The 25,108-nt window shown below is 70.0% G+C and carries 21 protein-coding genes; 12 read left to right on the forward strand and 9 right to left on the reverse strand.

Annotation, left to right across the window (positions count from 1 at the left end; translation table 11 throughout):
• The 5 genes from E1181_RS09530 to E1181_RS09550 form a co-directional block, all read left to right on the forward strand.
• On the forward strand, positions 1-127 hold a 127-nt coding region (locus E1181_RS09530), incomplete at its 5' end, for an adenosylhomocysteinase (RefSeq protein WP_132624608.1).
• Between the two features lie 209 nt (positions 128-336).
• Positions 337-1,221, forward strand: a complete 885-nt coding sequence (locus tag E1181_RS09535; RefSeq protein WP_132673617.1) for a mycobacterial-type methylenetetrahydrofolate reductase — start codon at positions 337-339, stop codon at positions 1,219-1,221.
• Positions 1,222-1,830: 609 nt separating this feature from the next.
• Positions 1,831-3,180 (forward strand): wax ester/triacylglycerol synthase family O-acyltransferase, encoded by a 1,350-nt coding sequence (locus tag E1181_RS09540; protein ID WP_132673618.1) that lies wholly within the window; start codon positions 1,831-1,833, stop codon positions 3,178-3,180.
• Between the two features lie 57 nt (positions 3,181-3,237).
• Complete coding sequence (locus tag E1181_RS09545) at positions 3,238-4,698, forward strand: carboxylesterase/lipase family protein (RefSeq protein WP_165944575.1); 1,461 nt, start codon at positions 3,238-3,240, stop codon at positions 4,696-4,698.
• Positions 4,699-4,969: 271 nt separating this feature from the next.
• The gene (locus tag E1181_RS09550) at positions 4,970-6,370 is read left to right on the forward strand and encodes an FAD-binding oxidoreductase (RefSeq protein ID WP_132673619.1); all 1,401 of its coding nucleotides are present in this window, start codon (positions 4,970-4,972) and stop codon (positions 6,368-6,370) included.
• 72 nt (positions 6,371-6,442) lie between these two features.
• On the opposite strand, the gene E1181_RS09555 is transcribed toward E1181_RS09550, so the two are convergent.
• Positions 6,443-7,315 carry a DMT family transporter gene (locus E1181_RS09555; RefSeq protein WP_207922081.1) on the reverse strand — a complete coding sequence of 291 codons (873 nt, stop codon included), beginning with the start codon at positions 7,313-7,315 and terminating at the stop codon, positions 6,443-6,445.
• Positions 7,316-7,352: 37 nt separating this feature from the next.
• On the opposite strand from E1181_RS09555, the gene E1181_RS09560 reads away from it, so the two are divergent.
• Positions 7,353-8,738 carry an aminotransferase-like domain-containing protein gene (locus tag E1181_RS09560; protein WP_132673621.1) on the forward strand — a complete coding sequence of 462 codons (1,386 nt, stop codon included), beginning with the start codon at positions 7,353-7,355 and terminating at the stop codon, positions 8,736-8,738.
• Here E1181_RS09560 and E1181_RS09565 read toward each other — a convergent pair.
• From E1181_RS09565 to E1181_RS09585, 5 genes are all read right to left on the reverse strand, one after another.
• A complete protein-coding gene (locus tag E1181_RS09565; RefSeq protein WP_235876651.1) occupies positions 8,722-10,728 on the reverse strand; it encodes a thiamine pyrophosphate-dependent enzyme in 2,007 nt (668 codons plus the stop codon). The two genes, E1181_RS09560 and E1181_RS09565, sit on opposite strands and share 17 nt — an antisense overlap.
• 218 nt (positions 10,729-10,946) lie before the next feature.
• Positions 10,947-11,861: a LysR family transcriptional regulator gene (locus tag E1181_RS09570; RefSeq protein ID WP_132673623.1), complete on the reverse strand. Its 915-nt coding sequence runs from the start codon at positions 11,859-11,861 to the stop codon at positions 10,947-10,949.
• 18 nt (positions 11,862-11,879) lie between these two features.
• Complete coding sequence (locus E1181_RS09575; RefSeq protein ID WP_207922082.1) at positions 11,880-13,031, reverse strand: Glu/Leu/Phe/Val family dehydrogenase; 1,152 nt, start codon at positions 13,029-13,031, stop codon at positions 11,880-11,882.
• Between the two features lie 12 nt (positions 13,032-13,043).
• The gene (locus tag E1181_RS09580; RefSeq protein WP_207922083.1) at positions 13,044-14,180 is read right to left on the reverse strand and encodes an NAD(P)/FAD-dependent oxidoreductase; all 1,137 of its coding nucleotides are present in this window, start codon (positions 14,178-14,180) and stop codon (positions 13,044-13,046) included.
• Positions 14,180-15,760 carry an aldehyde dehydrogenase family protein gene (locus E1181_RS09585; protein WP_132673625.1) on the reverse strand — a complete coding sequence of 527 codons (1,581 nt, stop codon included), beginning with the start codon at positions 15,758-15,760 and terminating at the stop codon, positions 14,180-14,182. Before E1181_RS09585 ends, E1181_RS09580 begins: the two co-directional genes overlap by 1 nt.
• A 154-nt stretch (positions 15,761-15,914) precedes the next feature.
• On the opposite strand from E1181_RS09585, the gene E1181_RS09590 reads away from it, so the two are divergent.
• From E1181_RS09590 to E1181_RS09615, 6 genes are all read left to right on the forward strand, one after another.
• A complete protein-coding gene (locus tag E1181_RS09590; RefSeq protein WP_132673626.1) occupies positions 15,915-16,853 on the forward strand; it encodes an ornithine cyclodeaminase family protein in 939 nt (312 codons plus the stop codon).
• Positions 16,854-16,953: 100 nt separating this feature from the next.
• On the forward strand, positions 16,954-17,175 hold the full coding sequence (locus tag E1181_RS09595) for a hypothetical protein (RefSeq protein WP_132673627.1): 222 nt from the start codon (positions 16,954-16,956) through the stop codon (positions 17,173-17,175).
• Positions 17,153-17,662, forward strand: a complete 510-nt coding sequence (locus E1181_RS09600; protein ID WP_132673628.1) for a DUF6879 family protein — start codon at positions 17,153-17,155, stop codon at positions 17,660-17,662. The genes E1181_RS09595 and E1181_RS09600 overlap by 23 nt, the downstream gene beginning before the upstream one ends.
• The gene (locus E1181_RS09605; protein ID WP_132673629.1) at positions 17,649-18,503 is read left to right on the forward strand and encodes a helix-turn-helix domain-containing protein; all 855 of its coding nucleotides are present in this window, start codon (positions 17,649-17,651) and stop codon (positions 18,501-18,503) included. The genes E1181_RS09600 and E1181_RS09605 overlap by 14 nt, the downstream gene beginning before the upstream one ends.
• A 39-nt stretch (positions 18,504-18,542) precedes the next feature.
• Entirely contained in the window at positions 18,543-18,782 is a 240-nt protein-coding gene (locus tag E1181_RS09610; protein WP_132673630.1) for a hypothetical protein, read from the forward strand.
• Positions 18,783-19,073: 291 nt separating this feature from the next.
• Positions 19,074-19,904 (forward strand): serine hydrolase, encoded by an 831-nt coding sequence (locus tag E1181_RS09615; RefSeq protein ID WP_132673631.1) that lies wholly within the window; start codon positions 19,074-19,076, stop codon positions 19,902-19,904.
• Here the strand turns inward: E1181_RS09615 and E1181_RS09620 are convergent.
• The 3 genes from E1181_RS09620 to E1181_RS09630 all read right to left on the reverse strand — a co-directional run bounded on the left by E1181_RS09620 (position 19,865) and on the right by E1181_RS09630 (position 24,716).
• Positions 19,865-22,045, reverse strand: a complete 2,181-nt coding sequence (locus E1181_RS09620) for a terpene synthase family protein (RefSeq protein WP_132673632.1) — start codon at positions 22,043-22,045, stop codon at positions 19,865-19,867. The genes E1181_RS09615 and E1181_RS09620 overlap by 40 nt on opposite strands.
• Before the next feature lie 131 nt (positions 22,046-22,176).
• Positions 22,177-23,775: an amidohydrolase gene (locus tag E1181_RS09625; protein ID WP_132673633.1), complete on the reverse strand. Its 1,599-nt coding sequence runs from the start codon at positions 23,773-23,775 to the stop codon at positions 22,177-22,179.
• A 119-nt stretch (positions 23,776-23,894) separates the two neighbouring features.
• Positions 23,895-24,716 (reverse strand): hypothetical protein, encoded by an 822-nt coding sequence (locus tag E1181_RS09630; RefSeq protein ID WP_132673634.1) that lies wholly within the window; start codon positions 24,714-24,716, stop codon positions 23,895-23,897.
• Between the last annotated feature and the right edge of the window lie 392 nt (positions 24,717-25,108).

Raw genomic sequence — 25,108 nt, forward strand, 5'->3', positions numbered from 1 at the left:
TGAGAAGGTCGCGCGTCTGCACCTGGACGCTCTGGGTGTGAAGCTGACCAAGCTGACCAAGGAACAGGCCGCCTACATCGGCGTCGACGTCGAGGGCCCCTACAAGCCCGAGCACTACCGCTACTGATCCGGCCGGTGGTCACCGCTCCCCGCGGGCGGTGACCACCCCCGGTTCCGCGATAGCCAGGCGGGGTGTCCGCGACAGCCCGCCGGTCGCGTCGAAAAACCTTCTCCTTGAAAGAAAACGGTCCCTGTCGCACACGCGCAGGTTCGCAGGCGAATCCACTTGAAGCGCTGCGGTGACCGAAGTCGACAGAAGGAATACCTGAGGCCGACATGACCACCATCGCACTCGAACTGGTTCCGCCCGACCTCGACGGCGGTGTGCAGAGGGCCGTTGAAGAGGGTCAGAAGATCGCCGAGCTCAGCCGCAACTCGGGGCTGACCGGCCGCATCGGACACGTGATGATCCCGGGGATCATCCAGGAAGACGGCGACCGCCCGGTCGACTTCCGACCCAAGATGGACACCATCGACTTCTGGCGCACGATCCGCCCGGAGCTCGGCGACCTGCGCGGTCTGTGCACGCAGGTCACCGCGTTCCACGACGAGCGCGCGCTGGCCGAGCGGCTGCAGGCGCTGCGCGACGCCGACATGGACGGCATCGCCTTCGTCGGCGTGCCCCGGAACATGGCCGACGGCGAAGGCCCCGGAGTACCGCCGACCGACGCTCTCACCAAGTTCCAGGACGTCGTCCCGCACCGCGGGTCCATCCTCATCCCGACCCGGGAAGGGGAGCAGGGCCGGTTCGGGTTCAAGTGCGAGCGCGGCGCCACCTACGGAATGACGCAGCTGCTGTACTCGGACGCGATCGTGGACTTTCTGAAGGAGTTCGCGCGCACGACGCCGCACCGCCCGGAGATCCTGCTGTCCTTCGGGTTCATCCCGGGCGTGGAGGGCAACAAGAAGCTCATCCAGTGGCTCATCCAGGACCCGGGCAACGCGGCGGTCGCCGCCGAGCAGGAGTTCGTCGCCCGCACCGCCGAGCTCGGCTTCGAGCAGCGCAAGCAGGCGGTCGTCGACCTCTACAAGCGGGTCGTCGACGGCGTGCACGACCTCGGCTTCCCGATCAGCATCCACCTGGAAGCCCCCTACGGCTACAACGCTCCCGCGTTCGAGACGTTCGCGGCGATGCTGGAGCACTGGGAGCCCGGCAAGTAGCCAGACCACCCGGCTGGGAATCACGCGACCCCGCCCCCGCAGCGCGACACGCCTGCGGAGGCGGGGTCTCGTGCTTTCCAGGGCAGCGTTCGAGTGAGAATCCGGCTGCTCCGCGGGTTCCGCTCCGGTGTTCGGCGTCATCGCTTCGTCCGTCGGGGCGGGATCAGCGGCGTTACTGCATGCTTTCGGGTGATCGCCTGAGCGGAGACGGGCACCGAACGAAGTGATCAAAACTCTTCCGGGGTTCAACGCGGGCGATGTCGGTCGTTCTCAACCGATCATTTCTTCGCTAAGGTCGATGCACTCGTCAGCGGTTACGATGACGAATCGTGCACCGGCGCACCGGTACGTGAATAACGCTCGTGCGTCCAACCGAAAACCCTCATCGCTGCAGTGTTCGGTGCGCGCACGCCGATCGCCGACAGCACCGGAAGGAACCCGTCGATGTCGTCGCCACCAGCATGTTCGTGCTCGTCCGCAGGACTGCCGGTTCATCAGATCGTCGGATTGCGAACCGGATTCGGTTTGGTCCGCAATCGCGCCCCGCGGACCGATAAGAAACTTATTTGTAAAGCGAATGACCAATTCATTGTTGACGGGAAATAGGCGATGAGCGCAACAGAGACGCCATCCAGAAGTGAACTCACGCCACTCGACTGGGCCTTTTTGTGCATGGAGCACGAGGACACGCCCATGCACGTCGGCGCCGTCGCGGTGTTCCGCTCCGAAGGCCCGGTCGACCGGGACCGGTTGCGGCGGCTGCTGGCCGAGCGCGCGCAGCGCATCGCCCGGCTGCGCATGCGGCTGGAGCGCTCGTGGCTGCAACCGCATTGGCGCGAGGCCCGCGACTTCGACGCCTCAGGGCACGTCTACGACCACGAGATCCCCGCGCCGGGCGGCCGGGAGGAGCTGGCGATCCTGGCCTCCGAGCTGATCGCCGATCCGCTCGACCAGCGTCGCCCGCTGTGGGAACTGCACCTGATCACCGGGCTGGCCGACAACCGGTTCGCGGTGCTGATGAAGTTCCACCACTCGCTGGTCGACGGGCACGACGCGGTCGAGGTCGGGGTCCGGCTGCTCGACGAGTTCACCGACCTCACCGACACCCCCGCGACCCCGCCGCCGAACCCGCTGGACGAGGCGTTCGGGCTGATCCGCCGGCCGGAGAAGCTGGTCGGGGCGCTGCGCGGCACGCTGTCGAAGTCGAGCGAATCGCTGGGGATCGCAGCATCGGTGATGCGCAACATGCGGATCCCCGTGCAGTCCTCGCCGATGCACGCCTCGACGTCCCCGGCCCGCCGGCTCGCGCTGGTGCCCATCGACCTCGCCGACATCCGCCGCATCCGCTCCCGGCACGGCGGCGGCACCAACAACGACGTCGTGCTCGCGGTCATCGCCGGAGCGCTGCGGATCTGGATGGCCGCGCGCGGCGAGGAGTCCGCTGAGGTGCCGGTGCGCGCGCTGATCCCGGTGTGCCGCAGGCGCAGCAACCAGCCCCGCAGCGGCAACAACCAGCTCTCCGGATACCTGTGCGAGCTGCCGGTCGACGAACCCGATCCGGCCACCCGGCTGGCGTCCATCCGCGCCGAGATGAGCGGCAACAAGAGCGCCGGACCGCTGCGCGGACCGGGGGCGTTCCCGGTGCTGGCCGGCCGGTTGCCGCAGGTGCTGCACCACGTGGCCACACCGCTGGTCGCGCAGGGCGCGCCGCTGCTGTTCGACACCATGGTCACCAACGTCCCGCTACCGACCTTCCACGCCGCGCTCGACGGCGCCGAGGTCGCCGAGCTGTTCCCGCTCGCCCCGCTTGCCTCCGGACACTCGCTGTCGATCGCGGTCTCGCAGTTCCGCGGCACGGTGCACATCGGCGTGCAGGCGAACCGGGCGGCGTTGCCGGACTTGGAGAAGCTCGCCGAGGCGCTGCCGCAGGCGGTCGCCGAACTCAGCGACGGGACGTGAGACGTGGACGCTGGAAAACCGCCTTCGTTATCGAACTTCGGCTGGTTATATGGAGGCGTGGACCTCATCGTTCGAACCGAGCACGGCGCCGTGCGCGGAACCTCCGACGGCGATGTCATGTCGTTCAAGGGGATTCCCTACGCGGCGCCGCTGGACGGTGCGCGCCGGTTCCAGGCACCCGTGGCGCCGCAGCGCTGGGACGGCCTCCGGGACGCCTCGGGCTACAGCGCCTCGGTGCCCCAGGCCGTGCTGGACCCCGCGCTCCCCGCGTGCTGGCGGCCCGGTGACTCGACCGACTGCCTGACCGTCAACGTCTGGACTCCCGATCGCGGCGGCCACCTGCCGGTCATGGTGTGGTTCCACGGCGGCGCGTACCTGGGAGGAACCGCTTCGACGGACGGTTTCGACGGGGCGAAGCTCGCGCGCGACGGCGTGATCGTGGTGACCATCAACTACCGCGTCGGCTACGAAGGCTTCGGCTGGGTGGACAACGCCCCGTCCAACCGCGGGATCCTGGACCAGCTGGCCGCGCTGCGCTGGGTCCGCGACAACATCATCACCTTCGGCGGAAACCCGGACAACGTCACGATCTTCGGCGAATCGGCCGGCGCGGTCTCGGTGGCGACCCTGGTCGCGGGCTCCGCGCGGCGCGGACTGTTCCGCCGCGCCATCGCGCAGAGCCCGGCGGCGATGTACTGCGACGAGGCCGAGAACCGCAAGATCGGTGAGCTGATCACCGGACGGCTCGGCGTGCCCGCGACCACCGCGGCGCTCGCGGAGGTCCCGCCCGAAGACCTGCACGCGGCGCAGGCCCACGCGATGGCGGAGATCAACCGCAACCGCGCGGCCTGGACCAACAGCACGCCCTACAACGTCGTCCTCGACGGCGAAGTGCTCTCCGAGCTGCCGTGGGTGGCCATGCGCGGTGGCGCGGCCAACGGCGTCGACGTGATCGCCGGGTTCAACCGCGACGAGGCCACCGGGTTCACCATCGACCTGCCCGCCGAGGCGCGCGACGTGCAGCGACTGGTCGATGACCTGCACCTGCCGTCGACGACGGTCGCCGAGTACCGGTCGGCGAACCCGGGCGTGGCCGACACCGACCTCTACACCCTGCTGCTCAGCGACAGGCTGTTCCGGATGCCCGCGGTGTGGATGGCCGAGGCGGCAGCGGCGGCCGGTGGGCGCGGCTTCCTGTACGAGTTCACCTGGGAGACCCCGCAGCGCGACGGCCTGCTCGGCGCGACGCACGGGCTGGACGTCCCGTTCACCTTCGGCAGCCTCGACGACCCGCTGGCGCTGGCGATGCTCGGTGTCTCGCCCGCCGGGTTCGAGGAGCTGTCCGCCGCCATCCGCGGGGCCTGGACCTCGTTCGCCGCCACCGGTGATCCCGGCTGGCCGGGCTACCAGCTCACCGACCGGCAGACCCGGATCTTCAACGTGCCGCTCTCCCTGGCGTCCGATCCGATCAGCGGCTCCCGGCAGATCTGGGCGCACCGCTTCCCCGAGCTCGGGTGAGCGCTGTTGAGGAATTGCCTTGCGTGGCGGTGCGGGTAGCGGAACCTGAGCGCCTTCGTGGTCTCCGTGCGCCGCTCCTTGAGTATGTCAATACGCGGCGTCCCGGCGTACTCGCCACGAAGGCGCTGAAGAACCCGCGGCGGTGCGGGTTTCTTGGATGGGGGAAGAGGATGCGGCTCCGCCGCATGCTTGAACGGCTCCTGAGACCTCCCGTTCCACGGCCTGTTCACGGAGTTAGTGTGTGGGCGGTTCGTGAAGTGGGAGGTCATCGATGGTGGACAACTCGGACAACGCGGCGTTGCGGGCACTGCGCTCGGCCTTGCCGGACGAGGTGGTGCTGACCGATCCGGACTCCACCGGACGTTTCTCCCACGACGAAGCGGAGTGGGCGCCCTACGGGAAGCCGCTCGCGGTCGTGCGCGCCCGCAGCACCGAGGACGTCGTCGCCGCGGTCAAGACCTGCGCCGAGCACGGGGTGCCCGTGGTGCCGCGCGGAGCCGGGACGGGCCTGTCCGGCGGCGCGAACGCCATCGACGGATGCGTGCTGATCTCCCTGGAGGGCATGAACGAGATCCTGGAGATCAACCCGCGCGAGCAGCTGGCCGTGGTCCAGCCCGGTGTCGTCAACGACGACCTGCGCGCCGCCTGCCGCGAGCACGGCGCCTGGTACCCGCCGGACCCGGCGAGCTCGCCGTGGTCGACCATCGGCGGCAACGTCTCCACCAACGCGGGCGGCGTGTGCTGCGTGAAGTACGGCGTGACCAGGGACTACGTGCTCGGCCTGGAGGCCGTCGTCGGCTCCGGCGAGGTCGTGCGGCTGGGCCGGCGCACGGCGAAGGGAGTCGCCGGCTACGACCTGTGCGGCCTGTTCGTGGGTTCCGAGGGCACGCTCGGCGTGGTCACCGAGGTGACCGTGAAGCTGCTGCCGGGCCTGCGCGCGCCGGAGCGCACCGTGGTCGGCTACTTCGACTCGCTGGTCGCCGCGGGTGAGGCCGTCGCCGCGGTCGCGGCGGCCGGGGTGGTGCCCTCGGCGCTGGAGCTGCTCGACCAGCACTGCCTTCGCGCGGTCGACGAGTGGAAGAACATGGGCCTGTCCGCCGAGGCCAACGTGCTGCTGCTAGGCCGCTCGGACACGCCGGGCCAGGCGGGGGAGCAGGAGGTCGACACCCTCGTGCGCTGCTTCGAGCAAGCGGGTGCGACCTGGAGCGCGCGCTCCACCGACCAGCAGGAGGCCGACGCCCTGTTCTCGGCTCGCCGCCTGGCCTACCCGGCGCTGGAGCGGCTCGGCCCGCTGCTCACCGAGGACGTCTGCGTCCCGCGCGCTCTGGTCCCCGACATGCTCGGGCGCATCGAGACCGCCGCCGAGCGGCACGACACGCAGATCGCCAACATCGCCCACGCCGGGGACGGCAACCTGCACCCGCTGATCATCACCCCGCCCGGCGACGACGAGGCCCGGCTGCGCGCCCAGCGCGCCTTCGACGACATCGTCGCGGACGCCATCGACCTCGGCGGCACGGTCACCGGCGAGCACGGCGTGGGTCTGCTCAAGCGCAAGGGGCTGCACGCCGAGCTGTCGCCGAAGGTCATCGACATGCACCACGACATCAAGAACGCCCTCGACCCGGCCGGAATCTTCAACCCCGGCAAGGTCTTCGGCGACCCCTCCTGACCTCGGAGGTGTGGCCGGGGGCGGACCCAACGCGCCCCCGGCCAACGCTCGTCGACACCGGAGGCGCCCCCGTCAGGGTGTGAGGCGGGTGCGGACCGAGAGCGCTGCGAAGAGGACCACCGCCAGGGCCCCGAGGGCGGTGGGCCAGGTGAGGGGTTCGGCCAGCAGGAGTGCGGCCCAGAGGATGGTCATCACCGGCTGGGTGAGCTGGATCTGGCTGACCTGGGCCATCGGGCCGATCGCCAAACCCCGGTACCAGGCGAGGAATCCGAGGTTCTGGCTGATCACCGCCAGGTAGGCGAAGGCCGCCCACTGCACAGGGGTCGCGCTCGGCGGGTGCTCGGCCATTTCGACGCCGGTGATCACGATCATCACCGGCGCGGCCAGCACGAGAGCCCACGAGACCGTCTGCCAGGCACCGAGTTCCCGGGCGAGCAGTCCGCCCTCGGCGTAGCCGATCGCCGCGGCGACGACGGCGCCGAACAGCAGCAGGTCAGCGAGGTGCAGTCCGCCCAGTCCCTGCAGCGAGGCGAAGGACGCCGCCGCGACGGCCCCCAGCGAGGCCATGATCCAGAACGCCTTCGGCGGCCGTTCGTGCCCGCGCAGCACCGCCATCACGGCGGTCGCCGCGGGCAGGACGCCGATCACGACCGCGCCGTGACTGGCCGGGGTGCTGGCGAGCGCGTACGAGGTGAGGAACGGGAATCCCACGACCACACCGCCCGCGACGACCGCGGCACGCACCCACTGGGTCCCGCGCGGCAGAGCCTGCCGGGTGACCAGCAGCGCGACGACGGCCATGAGTCCGGCGACGGCACCACGACCGGCTCCGATGAACAGCGGCGAGAGGCCGTCGACGGCGATGCGGGTGAGCGGGAGGGTGAACGAGAACGCCACGACGCCGAGGAACCCCCAGGCCAGTCCCGCGCGAGGCGGGGATAGCACCGGTTCCCGGAGTGCAGTAGCGCTACTATTGGCTGTCATGTCGGACGATAGCAGTTCCCGGATCGTCGCGGAACTCCGCAAGTGGATGGCCACGGCCCAGCCGGGCGCGAAACTGCCCTCCACGCGCGAGCTCGTCGCGGAACACGGGGCCAGCCCGGTCACCGTGCAGAAGGCGCTGCGCACCCTCGCGTCCCGAGGTCTGGTCGAAAGCCGCCCAGGTGTTGGAACGTTCGTACGCTCGGTTCGGGTCGCCCGGCCGAGCGACTTCGGTTGGCAGACCGCCGCGCTGGGGTCGCCGAAGAACAGCCGCCCCACGCTGTCCACCGCCATGCGGCCCGCGCCCAACGACGTGATCGCGCTGCACTCCGGGTACCCGTGCCGGGAACTGCTACCCGAGCGGCTGGTCCGGTCCGCGTTCACGCGAGCCGCCCGCAGCGACGCCGTCATCGACCGGCCCGCCACGGCCGGCGTCCCGGAGTTGCAGGCGTGGTTCGCCACCGAGCTCGGCACGGCGGTCCCGGGCGACGTGGTGATCTTCCCCGGCAGCCAGAGCGGACTGAGCGCGATCTTCCGCGCGCTGGTGGGCGCCGGTCGTCCGCTGCTGATGGAGTCGCCCACGTACTGGGGAGCGATCGTGGCCGCCGCCCAGGTCGGCGTGCAGGCGGTGCCGATCCCGAGCGGACCGGACGGCCCCGACCCGGACCAGCTCGCCCGCGCCTTCGAGCGCACCGGTGCGCGCGCCTTCTACGCCCAGCCGAACTACGCCAACCCCACCGGCGTGCAGTGGTCCTCGCGCCTGGCCGAGGAGGTGCTCGACACGGTTCGCCGCCACGGAGCCTTCCTGATCGAGGACGACTGGGCCCGCGATCTCGGCATCACCACCGACCCGGTCCCGGTGGCCGCCCGCGACGAGGACGGGCACGTGGTCTACCTGCGTTCGCTGACCAAGACCGTGTCGCCGTCGGTGCGCATCGCCGGGATCATCGCCCGTGGACCTGCGCGGGAGCGGATCCTCGCCGACACGCAGTCCGAGGCCGTCTACGTCAGCGGCATGCTGCAGGCCGTGGCCCTCGAGGTGGTCACCCAACCGGCCTGGCGCACCTACCTGCGGGATCTCCGCAAGCAACTCGCCGCCCGCCGCGACCTGCTGGCCGAGGCCGTGCGCGAGCACGTTCCCGGGGCGCACCTGGACGTCCCGGCAGGCGGGCTCAACCTCTGGGTGCGGTTGCCGGACACCACCGATCTGCCCGCGCTCGTGCGCGACTGCGAAACCGCCGGGGTCGTCGTGGCTCCGGGCGACGAGTGGTTCCCCGCCGAACCGACCGGCCGCTTCCTGCGGCTGAACTACGCCGGCCCGAACCCCGGCGCCTACCCGCAGGTGGCCCGACTCATCGGCGAGGCGCTCATCAGCCGATCAGCTTGAGCGCGGCGGTCTCGATGGTGTCCTCGTCGAGCAGCACGTGGTAGGCCGCCGCGCCGAGCGGGATGAAGCTGTCCTCACTGGTCACGCGAGCGATCCGGCCGCTGAACCCGGCGTCGACCAGCGCGGTGACGACGGGCTCGGAAACCCCTCCGCTGCGGCGGGTCTCGTCCGCGACCAGCACGTTGCCGGTCGCTTCGGCGGCCTCGAGCAGGTCCTCGGCCGGGAGCGGGGCGAGCCAGCGCAGGTCGAGGACTCTGGCGTGCACGCCCTGCCGCCGGAGTCGTTCGGCGACGCGCAGGCTCATCGGGACTCCGTTGCCGAAGCTGACCAGGGTCAGGTCCTCCCCGTCGCCGTAGACCCGGGCGCGACCGATCGGCACGTGGTGCTCGCCCGGTGCCGGGTAACGGGCCAACCAGCCGTCGTCGCCGGATTCGTGCAGGTCACGGGTGTGGTAGAGGGCGATGGGTTCGAGGAAGGCGCAGACCCGTCCGTCTTCGCGGGCGGAGGCCACGCAGGTGCGCAGCATCGCCGCCGCGTCGTCCGGCCGGGACGGCGAGGCCAGGACGACACCGGGCAGGTCGCGCAGGGCGGCGACGCTGTCGTCGTTGTGGAAGTGCCCGCCGAAGCCCTTCTGGTAGCCGTAACCGGCGATGCGCACGACCATCGGGTTGGTGTAGCGGCCGTTGGAGAAGAAGCTCAGCGTGCTCGCTTCACCGCGCAGCTGGTCCGCCGCGTTGTGCAGGTAGGCCAGGTACTGGATCTCGGGGATCGGCACCAGACCCGCCAAACCCGCGCCCAACGCCGTGCCGAGCACGCTCTGCTCGTCCAGCAGCGTGTCGAAAACCCTGCTGCCGCCGAACTTCTTGCGCAGACCGCGGGTCACGCCGTAGACGCCGCCCTTGCGCGCGACGTCCTCGCCGAAGACCACGACGCGGCTGTCGCGCCCGAGCTCCTCGGCCAGGGAGCGGTTGATCGACTGAGCCAGCGTCAGCGGTCCCTCGTCCTCGGGCGCGGTGCCGAAGGTCGTGGCGCGGTTGGGTGGGGTCTCGGCGGTGCGGGCGGCGATGGCGTCGGGGGAGTGGGCGTGCACGGAGGCCATGACTTCTGCGGCGCTGCCGAGCTTGCGACGGCTCAGCGCGTCCTCGGCGACAGCCGCGACCTCCGCTCGTACCGCCTCGTAGCGGGCGAGGACTTCGTCGGGGGTGAGAACGCCTTGGGAGATGAGGGTTTTCGCGGTCGCCAGCAGCGGGTCGCGCTCGTGATCGGCGGTGATCTCGGTGCGCGACCGGTACGCCGATTCGACGTCCGAGCCTGCGTGACCCATCAACCGGACCGTGCGCAGGTGCAAGAACGCCGGTGCGCGGTGCTCGCGCACCCAGTCGGCGGCCTCCCGGGACACCCGCAGGCACTCGACCGGATCGGCTCCGTCGGCGGTGAAGTACCGCAGTCCGGGCCGGTCCCGGTAGGTCGAGGCGATCCAGCCCGACGGCGTGCGCACGCTGATCCCGATCCCGTTGTCCTCGCACACGAACAGCAGCGGCAGCGGGAGCCCCTGAAAACCGCAGTGCAGCGCGGAGTTGATGGCACCCGTGGCGGTCGAGTGGTTCGCCGAGGCGTCACCGAAGCTGCACACCACGACCGAATCCGCGGGCCACTCAGCCGGCACTCCGAGCTTCGCGCCGCGCTCCAACGCGAACGCCAGTCCCACCGAGCGCGGCAGGTGCGAGGCGATCGTGGAGGTCTGGGGGATGACCGACAGGTCGGCGTTGCCGAAGACCTTGTGCCGACCGGCCGAGATCGGTTCGTCCGCCGATGCGACGACGCCCAGCAGGACGTCCATCAGCGGGGTGCTCCCGGCGACCGCCCTGGCCCGCTGGAGGTAGAACGCCCCGGACCGGTAGTGCAGCAGCGCCGGATCGCTCACCCGCAGCGCCGCCGCCACAGCGGCGTTCGACTCGTGCCCGGACGACCCGATGCTGTAGAAACCCACACCACGTTTCCCCAGCTCACGAGCCTTGAAATCAAGGTGACGACTCCCCGCCTGGGAGTCGAACAACGCCACCAGCTCCTCGCACGTGACACCGGTCGACCCGATTTCAGCGGAACTCGGTGTTCCGATTTCCACTGAAATCCGGTCACCGGGTTCCACTGAAATCCGGTCATCGAGGTGGGTGACCGACTGGAGGAAGTGTTCGTCGACGGGTTCGGTCATGGTTGCTCCCACTCGGATGCGACCGCTGTGCAGGACTTGGCGAGGAATTCCAGGGCGACCGGGAGCAGCGGGTTGGTGTTCTGCTTGCGGTAGAGGACCTTGACCCGCCGATGCGGTTCGAACCCGATGATCCGGGCCACGCCCTGCTGCTCCCGGGGGATGGCGAGCGCCGGTAAGACGGCGACGCCGAGGTCCCGGCGCACCAGGTCGCGGATGACGGAGTAGTCGTTGCTGCGGAAGGTGATGCGCGGAGCGAAACCCGCCGCGGCGGCCAGCCGGACCAGCGAGCGGGCGCCCGCGGTGTCCTGGCGGGTGCAGATCCAGTTGTCGCCCGCCAGGTCCGGCAGTTCGACCCGGCCCCGGCCCGCCAACCGGTGCGAGGAGGGCAGGACCACGCGGAGCGGTTCGGCCAGTAGCTCCTCCGCGCACAGCTCGATCGGCCACTGGCGCGGATCGAGGTCGTACTCGAAGACGAGGGCTGCGTCGAGCACCCCGTCCAGGACGCCGTCGACGACCTCGTCGGGTTCGCCCTCGTCGAGCTGCACTTCGGCGTGGGGCCGCTGCGAGATCACGGCCGCGAGCACGTCCGGCAGCACGCGGGAGTTGGCGGTGGCGAAGGAGGCGAGGCGGAGGCTGCCCTCCTCGCCGACCACCATCGCCCGCACCTCGCGCTCCAGCGAGTCCAGCGCGCCGAGCGCGTCCCGGCTGCGGTCGGCCAGCCGCAGCGCGAGCGCGGTGCTGCGGGCCGACCGGGCCGAGCGCTCGAACAGCGGCGCCCCGATCGCCCGCTCCAGCAGCACCATCTGCTGCGACACGGCCGAAGCCGTGTAGCCCAGCGTCCGCCCGGCCTCGGCGAACGAGCCCGTGCGCACGCACTCCTGCAAGGTCCGCAGGTGAATGGGGTTGAGCACGCCGACTCCTCAGGTGGTTCAGGCCGGGACGGGCAGGCGTCCGCGCAGCCGCATCGCCTCGCCCACCCGCTGCTGGGCCATCTCCAGGGCCGCCGCGTGCGGGAGCACCCCCGTCTCCGCCGCGGTGTCGAGCACCAGCAGGGTGTTGCGCCTGGTCCGGGTCGCGACCTCGTCGAGGATCCTGGCGGGCTCGGGCCGGAACGCGGAATACCGCGCGTCCATCGCGAATCCGGCTGCGATGGCGCCACCGGCGTTGGCGATGAAGTCCGGCACGATCTCCACCCCTCGGGCGGCCAGCGCGGCGCGCGAGGCCGGACCGGTGGGCAGGTTGGCGCCCTCCACGACCAGCCCTGCGCGGATGCGGGACGCGACCGAGGAGTCGATGACGTCCTGGCGGGCGGCGGGGATCAGCACGTCGCAGTCCACGGTCAACTCCTCGCCGTGCGCGATGCGTTGCGCCGGTGCGGCTTTCGCGACGCAGGTGTCGCCGAACTCCGCCTTGGCGGCCAGCCACGCGGGCACGTCGAGACCGTTGGGGTCGTGCACCGAACCGTCCGCCGTGGACAGCGCGACCAGTTGCGCGCCCAGCTCGTGCAGCCGCGCGGCCGTGGCCGCGCCGACCGCCCCGAAGCCCTGCACCGCGATCCGGGCCCCGGAGACCGGTTTGCCCGCTCGTTGCAGCGCTGCCACGGCGGCCTCGGCTACTCCGTGCCCGGTCACGCCGAGCTGGTCGTAGGGAACCCCGCCCAGCGCCTCCGGGACGCCGACGGCCGCACCGCGATCGCCGAGCTCGTCCTGGATGATCGCCGCGTCGTGCTCGGTCATGCCCATGTCGAGTCCGGGGACGTAGCTGGCCGGGATCTGGTCGGCCAGGCGTCGCGCGAACGCCCGCACCACCGCTTCCTTGTCCGGCGAATCGGGATCGGCCGCGATGCCGGCCTTGGCGCCGCCGTGGAAGAGATCGACCGCCGCCCACTTCCAGGTCATCACCCGCGCCAGCCGGGCGATCTCGCCGATGGTCACGCCCGGGGCCATCCGCGTGCCGCCCTTGCCGCTGCCGCGCGCGGTGTTGTCGATGACCAGCACGCCCCGCATCCCGGTGCGCGCGTCGGAGACGCAGACGACCTTCTCCGGGCCCCACTCGTCGATCTCCTGCAACAGATCAACCACGGTTGTCCCTTCCTACACGCAGTTGTGCTCGGGCCGGACCTCGGCGCCGTCGAATCGGCGCACGTCGAGACCGGAGACGTCGATGGGTGGTGTGCGGCCCAGGACCAGGTCCCGCATCACCTCGCCGATCGCCGGGCTCTGCAGGAAGCCGTGCCCGGAGAAACCGGTCGCGTAGAAGAACCGGCCGACGTTGCCGACCAGCGCGTTGTGGTCCGGAGTGATCTCGTAGAGCCCGGCCCAGCCGTGCGCCACGCCCGCCTCGGCGACGCGGGGAGCGCGGTGCGCGACGGCCTCGCTGAGCCGCCCCAGCCAGCGGTCGTCGGTGCCCAGCCGGAAACCGAACTCCTCGTCGGGGTCCGACATGCCGACCAGCAGGCCGGGGCCTTCTTCGTGGAAGTAGAAGCTGGTGGCGAAGTCGATGGTGAACGGCAGCCGCGGCGGCAGGTCCGGCATCGGCTCGGTGACCAGGATCTGCCTGCGCAGCGGACGCACCGGCAGCTCGACTCCGGCGAACTCGCCGACCGCCGCGGACCACGCTCCGGTCGCGCACACCACCGTCGAGGTGCGCACGGTCCCGGCGTCGGTGCGCACGGCGCTGATCTCCCCGCCGGTCGTCTCGACACCGGTGACCTCGACGCCGCGCCGCAGCACGGCGCCGTGCTCGCGGGCGGCCCGCGCGTACCCTCCGACGACGCCCTCGGGAGTGCAGTGCCCGTCGGTGGGCGAGTAGGCCGCCGCCAGCAGACCCTCGGGCGAGACCAGCGGAGACAGCTCGCACGCCTCCTGCACCGTCAGCATCCGGCTCGGCACGCCCAGCGAGTTCTGCAGCGCCACACCGCGTTCGAAGGCGGCGACATCAGCGGGCTCGGACAGCAGGAACAGGTATCCCTGCTGCTTGAGGTCGATGTCGCCGCCCGGCCGTCGAGCGAAGTCCTCGAAGGCCCGCAGGCTGCGCTTCCCGAGCTCGATGTTGACGGGATCGGAGAACTGCGCCCGGACACCTCCGGCCGCCTTGCTGGTGCTGCCCGAACCGAGTTCGCCGCGTTCCAGCAACAGCACGTCCGCGCCGGCTTCGGCGAGGTGGAAGGCGGTGCTGACGCCCACCGCCCCGCCGCCGACGACCACCACCTCCGCTGCGGGCGGAAGCATCAATTCCCGCCGAGTTCCGGGGGCAGGCGGTAGTCCATCTCGGGCTCGACGGTGTCGACGTCCATCTGGGCCTTCTGCAGCTTGCCGGAGAAGTCCCAGTTCAACGACTGCCACCGGGTGAACTGGTCGAGCACCCAGATGCCCGACTGGCGGCTTCCGTTGCCGGACTTGCCGTTGCCGCCGAACGGCAGGTGCGCCTCGGCGCCGGAGGTCGAGTTGTTCACGCTGACCATGCCCGCGCCGATGCCCTGCCGGAATCGGAACGCCTTGGCCGGATCGGTGGTGTAGATCGCCGCCGACAGGCCGTAGCCGGGCGCGTTGCCGAGCTCGATCGCCTCGTCGAGGGTCTCGTAGGTGGTGACGCCGACGATCGGACCGAAGGTCTCGTTGCGGAAGATGTGGTCGTCGGTGCGCATCCCGTCCACCAGAACCGGGTGGTAATACAGTCCGGCACCCGCATCGCCGCGAAAGCCCTTGCGCGGCTTGTCGTCGGTGATGCGCCCGACCGCATCCGAGCCGAGCGGCGTGTGGTGCGGCTGCAGGGTGTCGAGGATGGATTCGAAGTTGTCGGCGAACTTCTGGTCCAGCATCGGCCCGTAGAGCACGTCACCGCCGGGCTCGCCCACGGTGGCCGCGCGCAGCGCCGCGTCCAGTCGCGAGGTGAACTCGTCCTTGATGTCGCGGTGCACGATGAGGTTGCCCAGCGAGGTGCAGCGCTGACCGGCGGTGCCCCAGCCGGAGAACAGCGCGCCCTCCACGGCCAGGTCGAGGTCGGCGTCCTCGGTGACGATCATCGGGTTCTTGCCGCCCAGCTCCAGGCACGGGTTCTGCAGGTGGCGCCCGCACAGCTCGCCGACCCGGGTGCCGACCGCGCTGGAACCGGTGAAGCCGACCTTGTTCACCGTGCCCGCCTGCAGCGAGGCCTCCAGGCCCTTGAAGGTCGCTTCGCCGTCGGTGTAGACGAGGTTGAGCACGCCCTTGGGCACGCCGGCCTTCCACGCGAGCTCGGCCACCGCGCGCGCCGCCCCGGCCGCGTACTCGGCCGGCTTCCACACCACCGCGTTGCCGCACAGCAGCGCCGGGACGAGGTACCAGGACGGCACCGCGACCGGGAAGTTGCCCGCGGTGATCACCACGGCCACCCCGACTGGCACGCGGAAGGTGAACAGCTGCTTGTCCGGCATCTCCGAGGGCACCGTCTGCCCGTAGAGCCTGCGGCCCTCGCCGAGGAAGAAGTCGCAGGTGTCGACGATCTCCTGCACCTCGCCGAGCGCTTCGGCGTAGGGCTTGCCGATCTCGCGGGTCACCAGCCGGGCCAGCGATTCCTTGTTGGCCTCGACCAGTCGTCCCAGGCCCGCGATGACGCGGCCGCGCACCGGAGCGGGGACCTGCGCCCACTCCTTCTGGGCGCGATGGGCCTGCTCGGTCGCGGCCACCAGGGTCTCGGGGGTGCCCAGCGCGACCTTGGCGACCACGTCGTCGAGGTTCGCGGGGTTCTTCGAGAGGTACTCGCCTCCGCCGTCGATCACCTCCGGGGCGTCCGGACCGATCACGGAGCTCAACGTCGCCTGCACCGACATGCACCTCTTCCTGCTCGGGACCACGCTCAGATCACCGTAGAACGCCGGAGCACGCTCTGTTGAGAATCAGAAGAGTGATTTCTCGTCGTGCTGAGACCCAGCGTCGCTGGTGCTGTCTTCCGGTGGGCGAACGGATGTGCCAACGTCGGTGCGCATGGACCTCCTCAGCGACGCGGACGTGGCCGCCTCCCTCGACTACGACGCGGCGATCGCCTCGCAACGCCTGGCCTTCGAATCCCTGGGCCGGGGAGAAGCGCAACAAGCTGCGAAAACAGCGATCCGCACGGGCGAGGACACGGTCCTGTCGTACCTGAGCCGCCTGTCGCCCCGGCACGGACCGGTCGCCAAGCTCGTCTCGGTCAACCCCGGCAACGCCGATCGCGACCTGGCGTCGATCAACGCCACGGTCCTGGTGCTCGACGCGGAGACCGGCGCGCTCACCGCGACGATGTCCGGCACGACCCTCACCGAGATCCGCACCGCCGCCGGCAGCGCGGTCGCCCTCGACGCCCTGGCACCCGCCGACGCGGGCGTGCTCGCTGTGATCGGATCGGGCGTCCAGGCCCGAGCCCACGTCCGGGCCCTCTCCCGCGTCCGCGCGCTCAGCGAGGTCAGGATCCACAGCCGCGACGCGGCCCGCCGGGAGTCGACCGCCGCCGCACTCACCGCCGAGCTCGGACTCGACGTCCGCGCGGTCGCCACCGCCGCGGACGCGGTCCGCGACGCGGCGATGGTGGTCGCCTGCACCCTCAGCCCGGACCCCGTCATCGCGACCGCCGACCTCGCCCCGGGCGCGACGGTGGTCAGCGTCGGGAGCTTCGAGCCCCACCGGCGCGAGGTCGACGGCGACCTCCTGCGCACCGCCGACACGATCGTCGTCGACGACGTCGACACGGCCACCCACCACGCGGGTCCGATCATGGCGGCCCTCGAAACCGGCGACCTCGACCGCGACGGCCTGACCTCGCTCGGCGCGGTCCTCACCGCCCAGGCCGCGGGCCGAAAGTCCGCCGAAGAACTCATCTTCTACAACAGCGTCGGAATCGGAGTCCAAGACGCAGCAGCAGCCCTCGCGGTCCTCGGCCTGCTCTGATGGCCTCCGGCGTGGCACATGCGGGTGATGGTTACCCAACATCGCGCATAAAACTTCCCGGAGCTTGATCGACCGCTTCAGCTCGACGAATCATGGAGCCATGAAGCTATCCAAGGTGACAGAGTGCAAGGACGAGAACTGTCCTGCCGTGTACGTGTCCGACAGGGGGACGGCCGTGATCCAGGGGGTGCCGGTCGACGTGGGCGCGGAAGGGCTCACCCTGGGAGATGGGGAGGCCGCCGTCGAGCTTCCCCCGGATGTTGTCCTTGCCGCAGTTGGAGCCCTTCAGGAGGTCAAAAGTGTTCCTCTCGAACCTGCGTGAGCGGTTCGCGAATTGTCAAAGCTCAGCATGGCGATTCGAGGCTCAGCCGACCTACACCATGCCTGGTGAGCAGGAGGAATTGGAGCTCTGGCGTGCTGGGGAACCCATGCCTGAGGGATTCAACTCCGCTTGGCACGAGCGTGTTTCGAGCTATGTCGAGCGTGGTGTGTCCATGGGACGTGTCCGCGTGGTCCGCAGGCCGCTCACCGAGTACCTGCGGCATCAGTTCGAGTGGGCGATTCCCGGCAACATCAAGGCTGGGGAGGACATCCGGATCCTAGATCTGACTGAACTCGACCTTGATCTGCCGTCTCAGGACTTCTGGCTCTTCGACGATGAGATCGTCGTTGATCTCAACTTCAACCCTGACGGTACGATGATCAACCGGGAGCAGCTCGAAAACCCGGACCTCTCGAAGTACCGGAAGTGGCGCGATACAGCACTTGCGCACGCGGTTCCCTTCCGCGAGTTCAATGCTCGAACCTGAGAACGAGAAGCGCGATCGCAGGGATTTAGCCGATTCGCTGAAGCAGTTGCGCAAAGCGGCCGGGCTCTCTGGGGAGAGGCTGGCCGCTCGTGCTGCCATGTCCCAGTCGAAGATCAGCAGGATCGAATCTGGGCGGGTCCTTCCCAGCGTTGCCGATGTCGAACGGATCATGCAGGCGCTCGATGTCCCGGCGGACGCTCAACTTGACATCCTCACGGCCGCGCGATCGGCAAATGTTGATTACGTCTCGGCTCGTTCGGCGGCCCGGCTGGGGATCTGGCGGCGGCAGGCCGAGATCAAGGCGCTTTGCGAAGCATCCACGACGGTTCGACATTTTCTCCCGGTCATCCCGTCCGGTCTCATTCAGGCTGCGGAGTACGCGAGAAGCGTCCTCACTCCGGTCATCGAGGGTGATACCGCGCGCGACGTCGACCGCGCTGTGAAAGCTCGGATGGAAGCCCAGGAAGTCCTCGACGATGAATCGCGGACGTTTCGCTTCCTGCTGACGGAGCAGGCGGTGCGGCTGAAGCAAGCGCCCGCGTCAGTGATGGTGAAGCAGCTCCGGCACATGGCTGCCGTGTCCGAGCGGCCGAACGTGGACCTGGCAATCCTGCCGCACACAGCCCCGATCACGTCACCGCCGTTGAACATATTCGTGATCTACGACGAGCGCTTGGCCACCGTTGAAATGTTCTCCGGAACCGTCGCCTTGCGGGACTACCGCGATATCTCGTATCACCTTAACGTGTTCGACTACTTTCGGGAGCGGGCGGTTTCAGAAAATGATGCCAGGCGGCTTCTGAATTCGGTGGCCGACGAGTTTATGCGAGGTCCTGACTAGAACTGGAATTGCGGTCTCCGCTGCGTTTAATTTCGCGTCATGGTGATGTTGAGCGAGGGGCGGCCCGGTGCCGCACAGCCCCCGAGGTCGCCGGTCGGATGCGAAAAGCGGGAACGCACAACGGTTCTCGTCGACGGTCGCAGGTGGTTGGTGTGCCCGGTCGGTGGGCCGGCCTGCTTCCGGGTCGTCGCGGACATGGATCAGATCGCCGAGGACGCGGTCGACTTCCACGCGGAGAACCACTTCCTGGCGTGCGGCTGCCCGTGCTGCGGGCGGTGAGTGGTGGCCCGCATTCCGTGCCAGTGGTTGTTCCTCGGCGGGTTCACCTTCCGGTGGGGGAGGGGTGATCCGGCGATCGACGTGCTTCGAGGAGACACGGGCCCCGTTCACGGCAACGGCCGGCGAGTCGCGGTGATCCCCGTCGATCAGTCGTGGAAGGACGTCCAGGACCTGCAACAACGAGCTCGAGCCTGGTTGCGGGCGACCGCGGCGCAGCGGGCCGGGGTCCGCGGGTGAACGCGCGCGGTGTGCTTTCCTTGGCGGGCGAAGACGGTGTCGAGGAGGTCATGGGTGGGGTACGCGGCGAGGTTCGAGGCGGAGCTGGCGGAGTTGGAACTTCCCGGGCGCGTGGGCATCGCGAGCTGGGACCTCCGCGAGAACGTGCCGGTGCTGCGAGGCGCGGAGGTCGAGGTGCACTCGGCCAGCACCATCAAGGTCCTGGTGATGATCACCGCGTTGCGGGCCGTCGCCGACGGGCGGCTCGACCTGGACGCGCAGGTGGAGCTGCCCGCCGACCGGACGAAGGGGACCGGCGTCCTGTTCGAGGTCCCCAGCGTGCCCAGGGCATCGCTGCGCGACCTGATCAACCTCATGATCGTGATCAGCGACAACGCCGCCACCAACGCCGTCATCGATCAGGTGGGCTTCGCCGCGATCGCCGAGTGCACCGCCGACCTGGGCTGCACCGGCACCCGCATCGAGCGCCACATCATGGACACCGAAGCTCCCGGGGTGCTGCGGACAACGGCGCTCGACCAGGCCCGCGTCCTGACCGCTCTCGCCGAGGGCACCGCGCTGCCGCCCCAGCTGACCGCGCACGCCCTCACCGTCCTGTCGCGGCAGCAGGTCGTCGACCGAATCCCGTTGCTGCTGCCCGAGAACGCGCGCTGCTGGAACAAGACCGGCGAGATCAAGGGACTGCGTCACGACGTCGCGCTGCTGAGCACCGACGACACCCCGCAGGTCGTCCTCGCCGTGCTCGTCGACCAGCTCACCGACGCGGTGTCGAACAAGGGCTACCGAGGCGGCGACGGCGTCGAGGCCATCGCCGCCATCGGTCTGGCTGCTTGGCGGGCGATGACTCAGCCCAGCACCGGATCCCACGGCGTAAACGGCGCGTAGAGCGAGCGGATCCCGCTCATCGGCGCGTTGTGCCGGAGCTCGGAGTCGCGGTAGCGGGCCACCTGCTCGTGCCAGTTGAGGATGCCGGCCAGCCAGTCCTTGAGCTCCTCGGCGTGCTGGTTCAACGCCTCCTGCGCCTCCGGCGTGACGTCCCGCTCCTGGTACAGGGCGGGCAGTTCCACGTCGATGACGTGCCGGAACTGCTCCATCCGGGCGTTGAACAGCTCGTGCACGATCTCGAAGGCGCGGTCCTGGTCGCAGTCCAGGAAGTTCTGCACCACCAGGACGGCGTTGTGCACCTCGCCCTCGAACTCGATCTCCTTGCGGTAGGAGAAGACGTCGTTGAGCATCGTCGCGCAGTCGATCGCCGAGTTCTCCAGGTTCTGCACCGCGCGCGTCTCGTACAGCTCCGGGGGCACCACGTCGCCGTGGGAGAAGCGGGCCAGGCTGATCGTCATGTCCGAACCGAAGGTGGCGCGGCGCATCTCGACGTAATCCACCGGGTCGGGAACGTGGTTGAGGGCCTGGTTGTCCAGCTCCCACACCCAGCTGTCGATCATCACCTCCACGGCCCTGCGCAGCGACTGCCGCTCCCGGGCGTTCATCGGAGCCGTGGTGCGCCGCCACAGGTCGGCCAGACCGCGCTCCATCATGTTCACCGGCACGATCCCCGGCACACCCGTGTCGGTCATGACCTGCTTCAACCGCTCGTTCTGCGCCTTCGCGCCGGCCACGTCGCGGACGTGCCCGTAGCGCTGCGGGTAGAGGTCGTCGCCGTAGGTCCCCCACACCAGCCAGTGGGAGGCCAGGTCCAGCTCCTCCAGCGAGGCGTCCGGATCCAGCCCGGCGGCGCACAGCGGCAGGTCGTTGAACCGGACCGCCGCCTCGTCCCACACCGGCGGGGCGTCGGCGAACATCCCCATCTCCCGCGACCAGTCCACCGCGTGCTCGCGGGAGACGTCCAGGTGCGGGCACAAGCGCAGCTCGAACGGCACCTCCAGCTCGGGCCGCTGAATCGGGCCGACCGGCTGGAACGGCACCCTCGTGAAGCTCCGAAGGCGTTGCGGCGCGGTCGAGATCAGCGACTTGGCGATGTAGGCGCCCGCAGTTCCCAGACCCGTGGGTCCACCCAGGACCGACGAGCTGCCACCGCCCTCGGGATACCGCCCGGAGGCCATGTGCCACTCGTGCCCGCCGGACTGCCAGTCCTGAAGCCCCTTGGCGTAGCCCAGCACCGCCATCCGGCCGGCCGGGTCCACCCCGCGCTCGTCGAGCAGCTTCGGCACCTCCGTCAGCGCGGTGTGCTCGAACTGGTGCATCCGCGAGGTCAGCAGGTCGTTGACGGTCTCGGCGGCCTCCTGGGAATCGCAGCCCAGGAACCGCTCGAAGACCAGCACGCCGTTGCTCAGCTCGCCCTCGTCGGTGACCTCGCGCTCGTAGGAGAACAGGTCGTTGCGCAGGTGCACCGCGTCGGAGAACGTGTCCCGCAGGACCTTCAGTGGGCGGGTCGCGGCGAGCTCGGCCGGCACCTCCATCCCCACGGCGTGCTCGACCAGGTTCGCCGACCACGGAGCGCCGCCGACCTTGCGGCGCATCTCGATGTACTCGATGGGGTTGGACAGCCGGTTTTCGCTGATGTTGTGCAGCTCCCACAGGGATTCGTCGAGCAGGGCCTTCGTGCTGTCGGCGAACCGGCGTCTCCAGTCGGCGCTCATCGACGGCACGGTGCGGCGCCACAGGTCCGCCAGGCCGGCCTCCACCGGGTTGGTCGCCTGCTCGGTGATCGGCCCCTCCACCGGCATGAAAGCCCGCAGCCGGTCGAGGTGTTCGCGGGCGGCCGTCAGGTCCGGGTCGCGCTTGTAGAGCTCGACGAAGTGGTCGTCGAAGTAGAACACCCACACGTACCAGTCGGTGACCAGGTCGAGCTCGTCGCCGTCGCAGTCGGGGTGGGTGTAGGCGCACAGCAGCGCGTAGTCGTCGCGGTCCAGGTCCGCCTCGGACCAGATCTCCTTGCCCTGCTGCGGGACGTCGATCATCTCCATGTTGCGGGCCCACGCCTTGCTGTGCTCGCGGGCGCGCTGCAGGTTCGGGTTCAACCGGGCGGGGTAGGACAGGTAGAACTCGGGCAGTCGGAACGACATGGGTCAGCGGCCTCCCAGAGGTGTGCACCGTCGCCAGCTGACGGAACCAGTCACCTGGGCCCTCGCCAATGCCTCGTCGGAGTTGGCACACGATCGGGCAACGACATCGCCCGCCCGGCCCAGCGCCGAGATCACCGCTGGTGCACGAACTCCCCGTCGACCACCGTCAGATCCACCCCGCACCCGGCGATCTCCTCCGGCGGCAGCGCGAACGGGTCGGCGTCCAGCACCACCAGATCGGCCGCCTTGCCGACCTCGACGGAACCGGTGTGCTGCTCGACGTGGTTCACCCACGCGCTGCCGACCGTGTAGGCCGCGAGGGCGTCGACGAGCTCCAGCGCCTCGTCCGGTCCCAGCGGCTCGTCCGAACCGGGTTCGCGGCGGTTGACCGCCACGTGAACGCCCAGCATCGGATCGGCCTCCGACACCGGCCAGTCGCTGCCGGCCGCCAGCACCGCCCCCGCCGCGCGCAGCGAGCGGAACGGGTACTGCCAGGACGCCCGGGTGTGCCCGAGCTTGGGCACCGTCAGCTCGGTCATCGCCGCGTCGTTGACCGCCCAGCGGGGCTGGATCGTCGCCGCCACCCCGAGCTCCCGGAACCGCGCGATGTCACCTGGATGCACCACCTGCACGTGGGCGATCTGGTGGCGGAGCTCGGGTCCGCTCCCGGCAACGGCGTCCAGGGCGTCGCGCACCGCGCGGTCGCCGACGGCGTGGAAGTGCAGCTGGAAGCCCTCCGCGGTCAGCCGCGGCACCGCCTCCGCCAGCTCCTCCGGGGACACGAAGGATAACCCCCGACCGTCGGGACCCAGGTAGGGCAGCCGCAACGCGGCGGTGGCGTTCTCGCACACGCCGTCCTGCATGATCTTGACCGTCTCGGCGCGGAACCGCCGCCCTCGCGCCCGCTTGCGGCGTTCCAGCAGGTCCGGGATCTGCTCGACGCCGCGATCGCGGTCCCACCACAGCGCTCCGCGGACCTTGCCGGTCAGCAGCCCGCGCTCGTCGGCGAGCAGGTAGGTCGACAGCAGGTCGTCGTAACCGAGGTAGCGGCCGACGATGGCGTCGTGCCAGGACGTCACGCCGCGCGCGTGCAGGTGGCGCTGCCCGGCTGCCAGGGCGTCGAGGTACTGCTCGGAACCGGCCGCCGGGAGCACGTGCTCCATCAGGCGGGTGGCCCCCTCGTGCAGGGTCCCGTCGGGCCGCCCGGCCGGATCGCGCTCGATGCGTCCGTCCGGCGGATCGGGAGTGTGCCGGTCGATGCCCGCCAGGCGCAGCGCCACCGAGTTGACCCACGCCCCGTGGTGGTCGCGGTTGACCAGGTAGGCGGGCCGGTCGCCGGTCACCGAATCGAGCGCTCGTCGGGTCGGCGTCCCGCCCGGGAACTGGGCCATGTCCCAGCCGCCGCCGAGCAGCCACGGCGAGTCCGGGAACTCGGTGAGGTGCTCGGAGATCAACCGCAGGCAGTCTCCGGCGTCTGTGGCCTGCGAGAGGTCGCAGCGCAACCGCAGCATGCCGCCGAACACCGGGTGCACGTGGGCGTCGTGGAACCCGGGCAGCAGCAGGCGCCCGCGCAGCTCCACCACCTCGGTGCGGGGGCGGACCCGCTCGCGCACGGCCTCGCCGCCGACGGCCGCGATCCGGCCGTCGCGCACCAGCACGGCGTCGGTGAACGAGCGCGCGGCATCCATGGTGGCCACCGGGCCGCCCACGAACGCCACCTCATCCGCCATGAGCTGATTGTCGCAGGCGGCGGGCGCCCCGTTACCGAGCAGTTCTGGCCACATCGACCGGTCTGAAGGGACGAAGAGGCGGGACGGCCGAAACCGTCCCGCCTCCGGGGAGTGCGCCTCTAGCGGCGTTCGCCCGTGATCACCGACACCGCCAGCTCTCGCTGGGGCTCGGTGACCTCGGGGAGCTGGAAGCCCAGCGCCCTGATGTGGTTGAGCAGGTCGGGCTCCGGGGCCACCCCGTGCTGGCGCAGGTAGTAGGCCACCGCACCCGGCCAGATCCAGCTGCCGTCGGTGTGGAAGGTCATCGGGACCGATGCCGTGCGCTGCGCGTCGAGGCGATCGTTGTCGTAGCTGCGCGCGGCCAGCACGACCGGTGCCTTCTCCAGGTAGTCGGCCACCCGTTCAGCCTCCGCGCGGCCGATCTCGGCACGCTCGGTGATCGGGTTGCCGCGGTCGTCGAAGACCTCGGCGGTGCGCAGCGACGGCCTCGACTGCTCCGGCTGCGCGGTGCCGGCGGCCAGCCACTGCGGCGTCGACTCCGCCGGCCGGGGGTGCCTGCGCAGCTCTTCGGCGTAGGCCGAAGGCGGGGGAGGGGTCTGCCAGTCCGGTTCGTTGTCGCCGTTGAAGTCGACGGCGTAGCTCCCGGGGCGCTGCAGCCGGTAGACCGCGCTGACCCAGGTGCCCCGGTCGGGCTGGTGCATGCCGCACCGCAGCCGTCCGAACAGGTCGGAGACCTCCGGAGGCGCGGCGAGCGGGATCGCGCTGCCGTTGGGCGCGATCAGCCGGCACACCGTCTCGACGTGATCGCCGAGCGCGCGGTACTCCGTGGTGGACTCCTGCCAGCCGGGGGGCAGCGCGCGCACGATCACCCGGCCGATCTCCTGGATCAGCTGCTGCTGCGTGGCCTCGTCCAGCGATCCCGGCGGGTCAGGTTGACTCATGACTCCCATCCTTCCAGTCGTGCAGCGTGGTCGATGCACGCCGTTCCCCCTGCTCCCAGCCCGCCGATTTTTCTGGAATGACGGTTTTCGAAAGCGGCGGTGAAGGCATCACGAGGCCTTCGCGCAGAAGCTTAGAACCAACGCGCCCCCGGCGGGGCCGGGTGAGTTGATCTCGTTACGCACCAACCGGATAGGGCCGTTTTACTTGCCGTCATGCACCCGTTCCGACGCCGTAACGGTTGTCCGAACCGACGATTGTTGACAATCTCACTTCCCCGGCCTTAGCTTCGAGCCATTCCGGCCAACGCGGGAGGTGCTCATGCGAACCGAGATCAATCGACTCCCGCGTCCGGCCGGGTCCGTGGACCTTCTTCCCACAATCGGACTCTTCG

This window comes from Saccharopolyspora terrae (genome assembly GCF_004348435.1).
GTDB classification, from domain to species: domain Bacteria; phylum Actinomycetota; class Actinomycetes; order Mycobacteriales; family Pseudonocardiaceae; genus Saccharopolyspora; species Saccharopolyspora endophytica.

What these genes read in the sequence shown, in the direction of transcription:
- E1181_RS09620 (WP_132673632.1), bottom strand. Translation starts at nt 22,045, where the DNA reads ATGTCGTTCCGACTGCCCGAGTTCTACCTGTCCTACCCCGCCCGGTTG.
- E1181_RS09535 (WP_132673617.1), top strand. Translation starts at nt 337, where the DNA reads ATGACCACCATCGCACTCGAACTGGTTCCGCCCGACCTCGACGGCGGT.
- E1181_RS09595 (WP_132673627.1), top strand. Translation starts at nt 16,954, where the DNA reads ATGAAGCTATCCAAGGTGACAGAGTGCAAGGACGAGAACTGTCCTGCC.
- E1181_RS09560 (WP_132673621.1), top strand. Translation starts at nt 7,353, where the DNA reads ATGTCGGACGATAGCAGTTCCCGGATCGTCGCGGAACTCCGCAAGTGG.
- E1181_RS09580 (WP_207922083.1), bottom strand. Translation starts at nt 14,180, where the DNA reads ATGCTTCCGCCCGCAGCGGAGGTGGTGGTCGTCGGCGGCGGGGCGGTG.
- E1181_RS09610 (WP_132673630.1), top strand. Translation starts at nt 18,543, where the DNA reads ATGGTGATGTTGAGCGAGGGGCGGCCCGGTGCCGCACAGCCCCCGAGG.
- E1181_RS09585 (WP_132673625.1), bottom strand. Translation starts at nt 15,760, where the DNA reads ATGTCGGTGCAGGCGACGTTGAGCTCCGTGATCGGTCCGGACGCCCCG.
- E1181_RS09605 (WP_132673629.1), top strand. Translation starts at nt 17,649, where the DNA reads ATGCTCGAACCTGAGAACGAGAAGCGCGATCGCAGGGATTTAGCCGAT.
- E1181_RS09540 (WP_132673618.1), top strand. Translation starts at nt 1,831, where the DNA reads ATGAGCGCAACAGAGACGCCATCCAGAAGTGAACTCACGCCACTCGAC.
- E1181_RS09630 (WP_132673634.1), bottom strand. Translation starts at nt 24,716, where the DNA reads ATGAGTCAACCTGACCCGCCGGGATCGCTGGACGAGGCCACGCAGCAG.
- E1181_RS09625 (WP_132673633.1), bottom strand. Translation starts at nt 23,775, where the DNA reads ATGGCGGATGAGGTGGCGTTCGTGGGCGGCCCGGTGGCCACCATGGAT.
- E1181_RS09550 (WP_132673619.1), top strand. Translation starts at nt 4,970, where the DNA reads ATGGTGGACAACTCGGACAACGCGGCGTTGCGGGCACTGCGCTCGGCC.
- E1181_RS09590 (WP_132673626.1), top strand. Translation starts at nt 15,915, where the DNA reads ATGGACCTCCTCAGCGACGCGGACGTGGCCGCCTCCCTCGACTACGAC.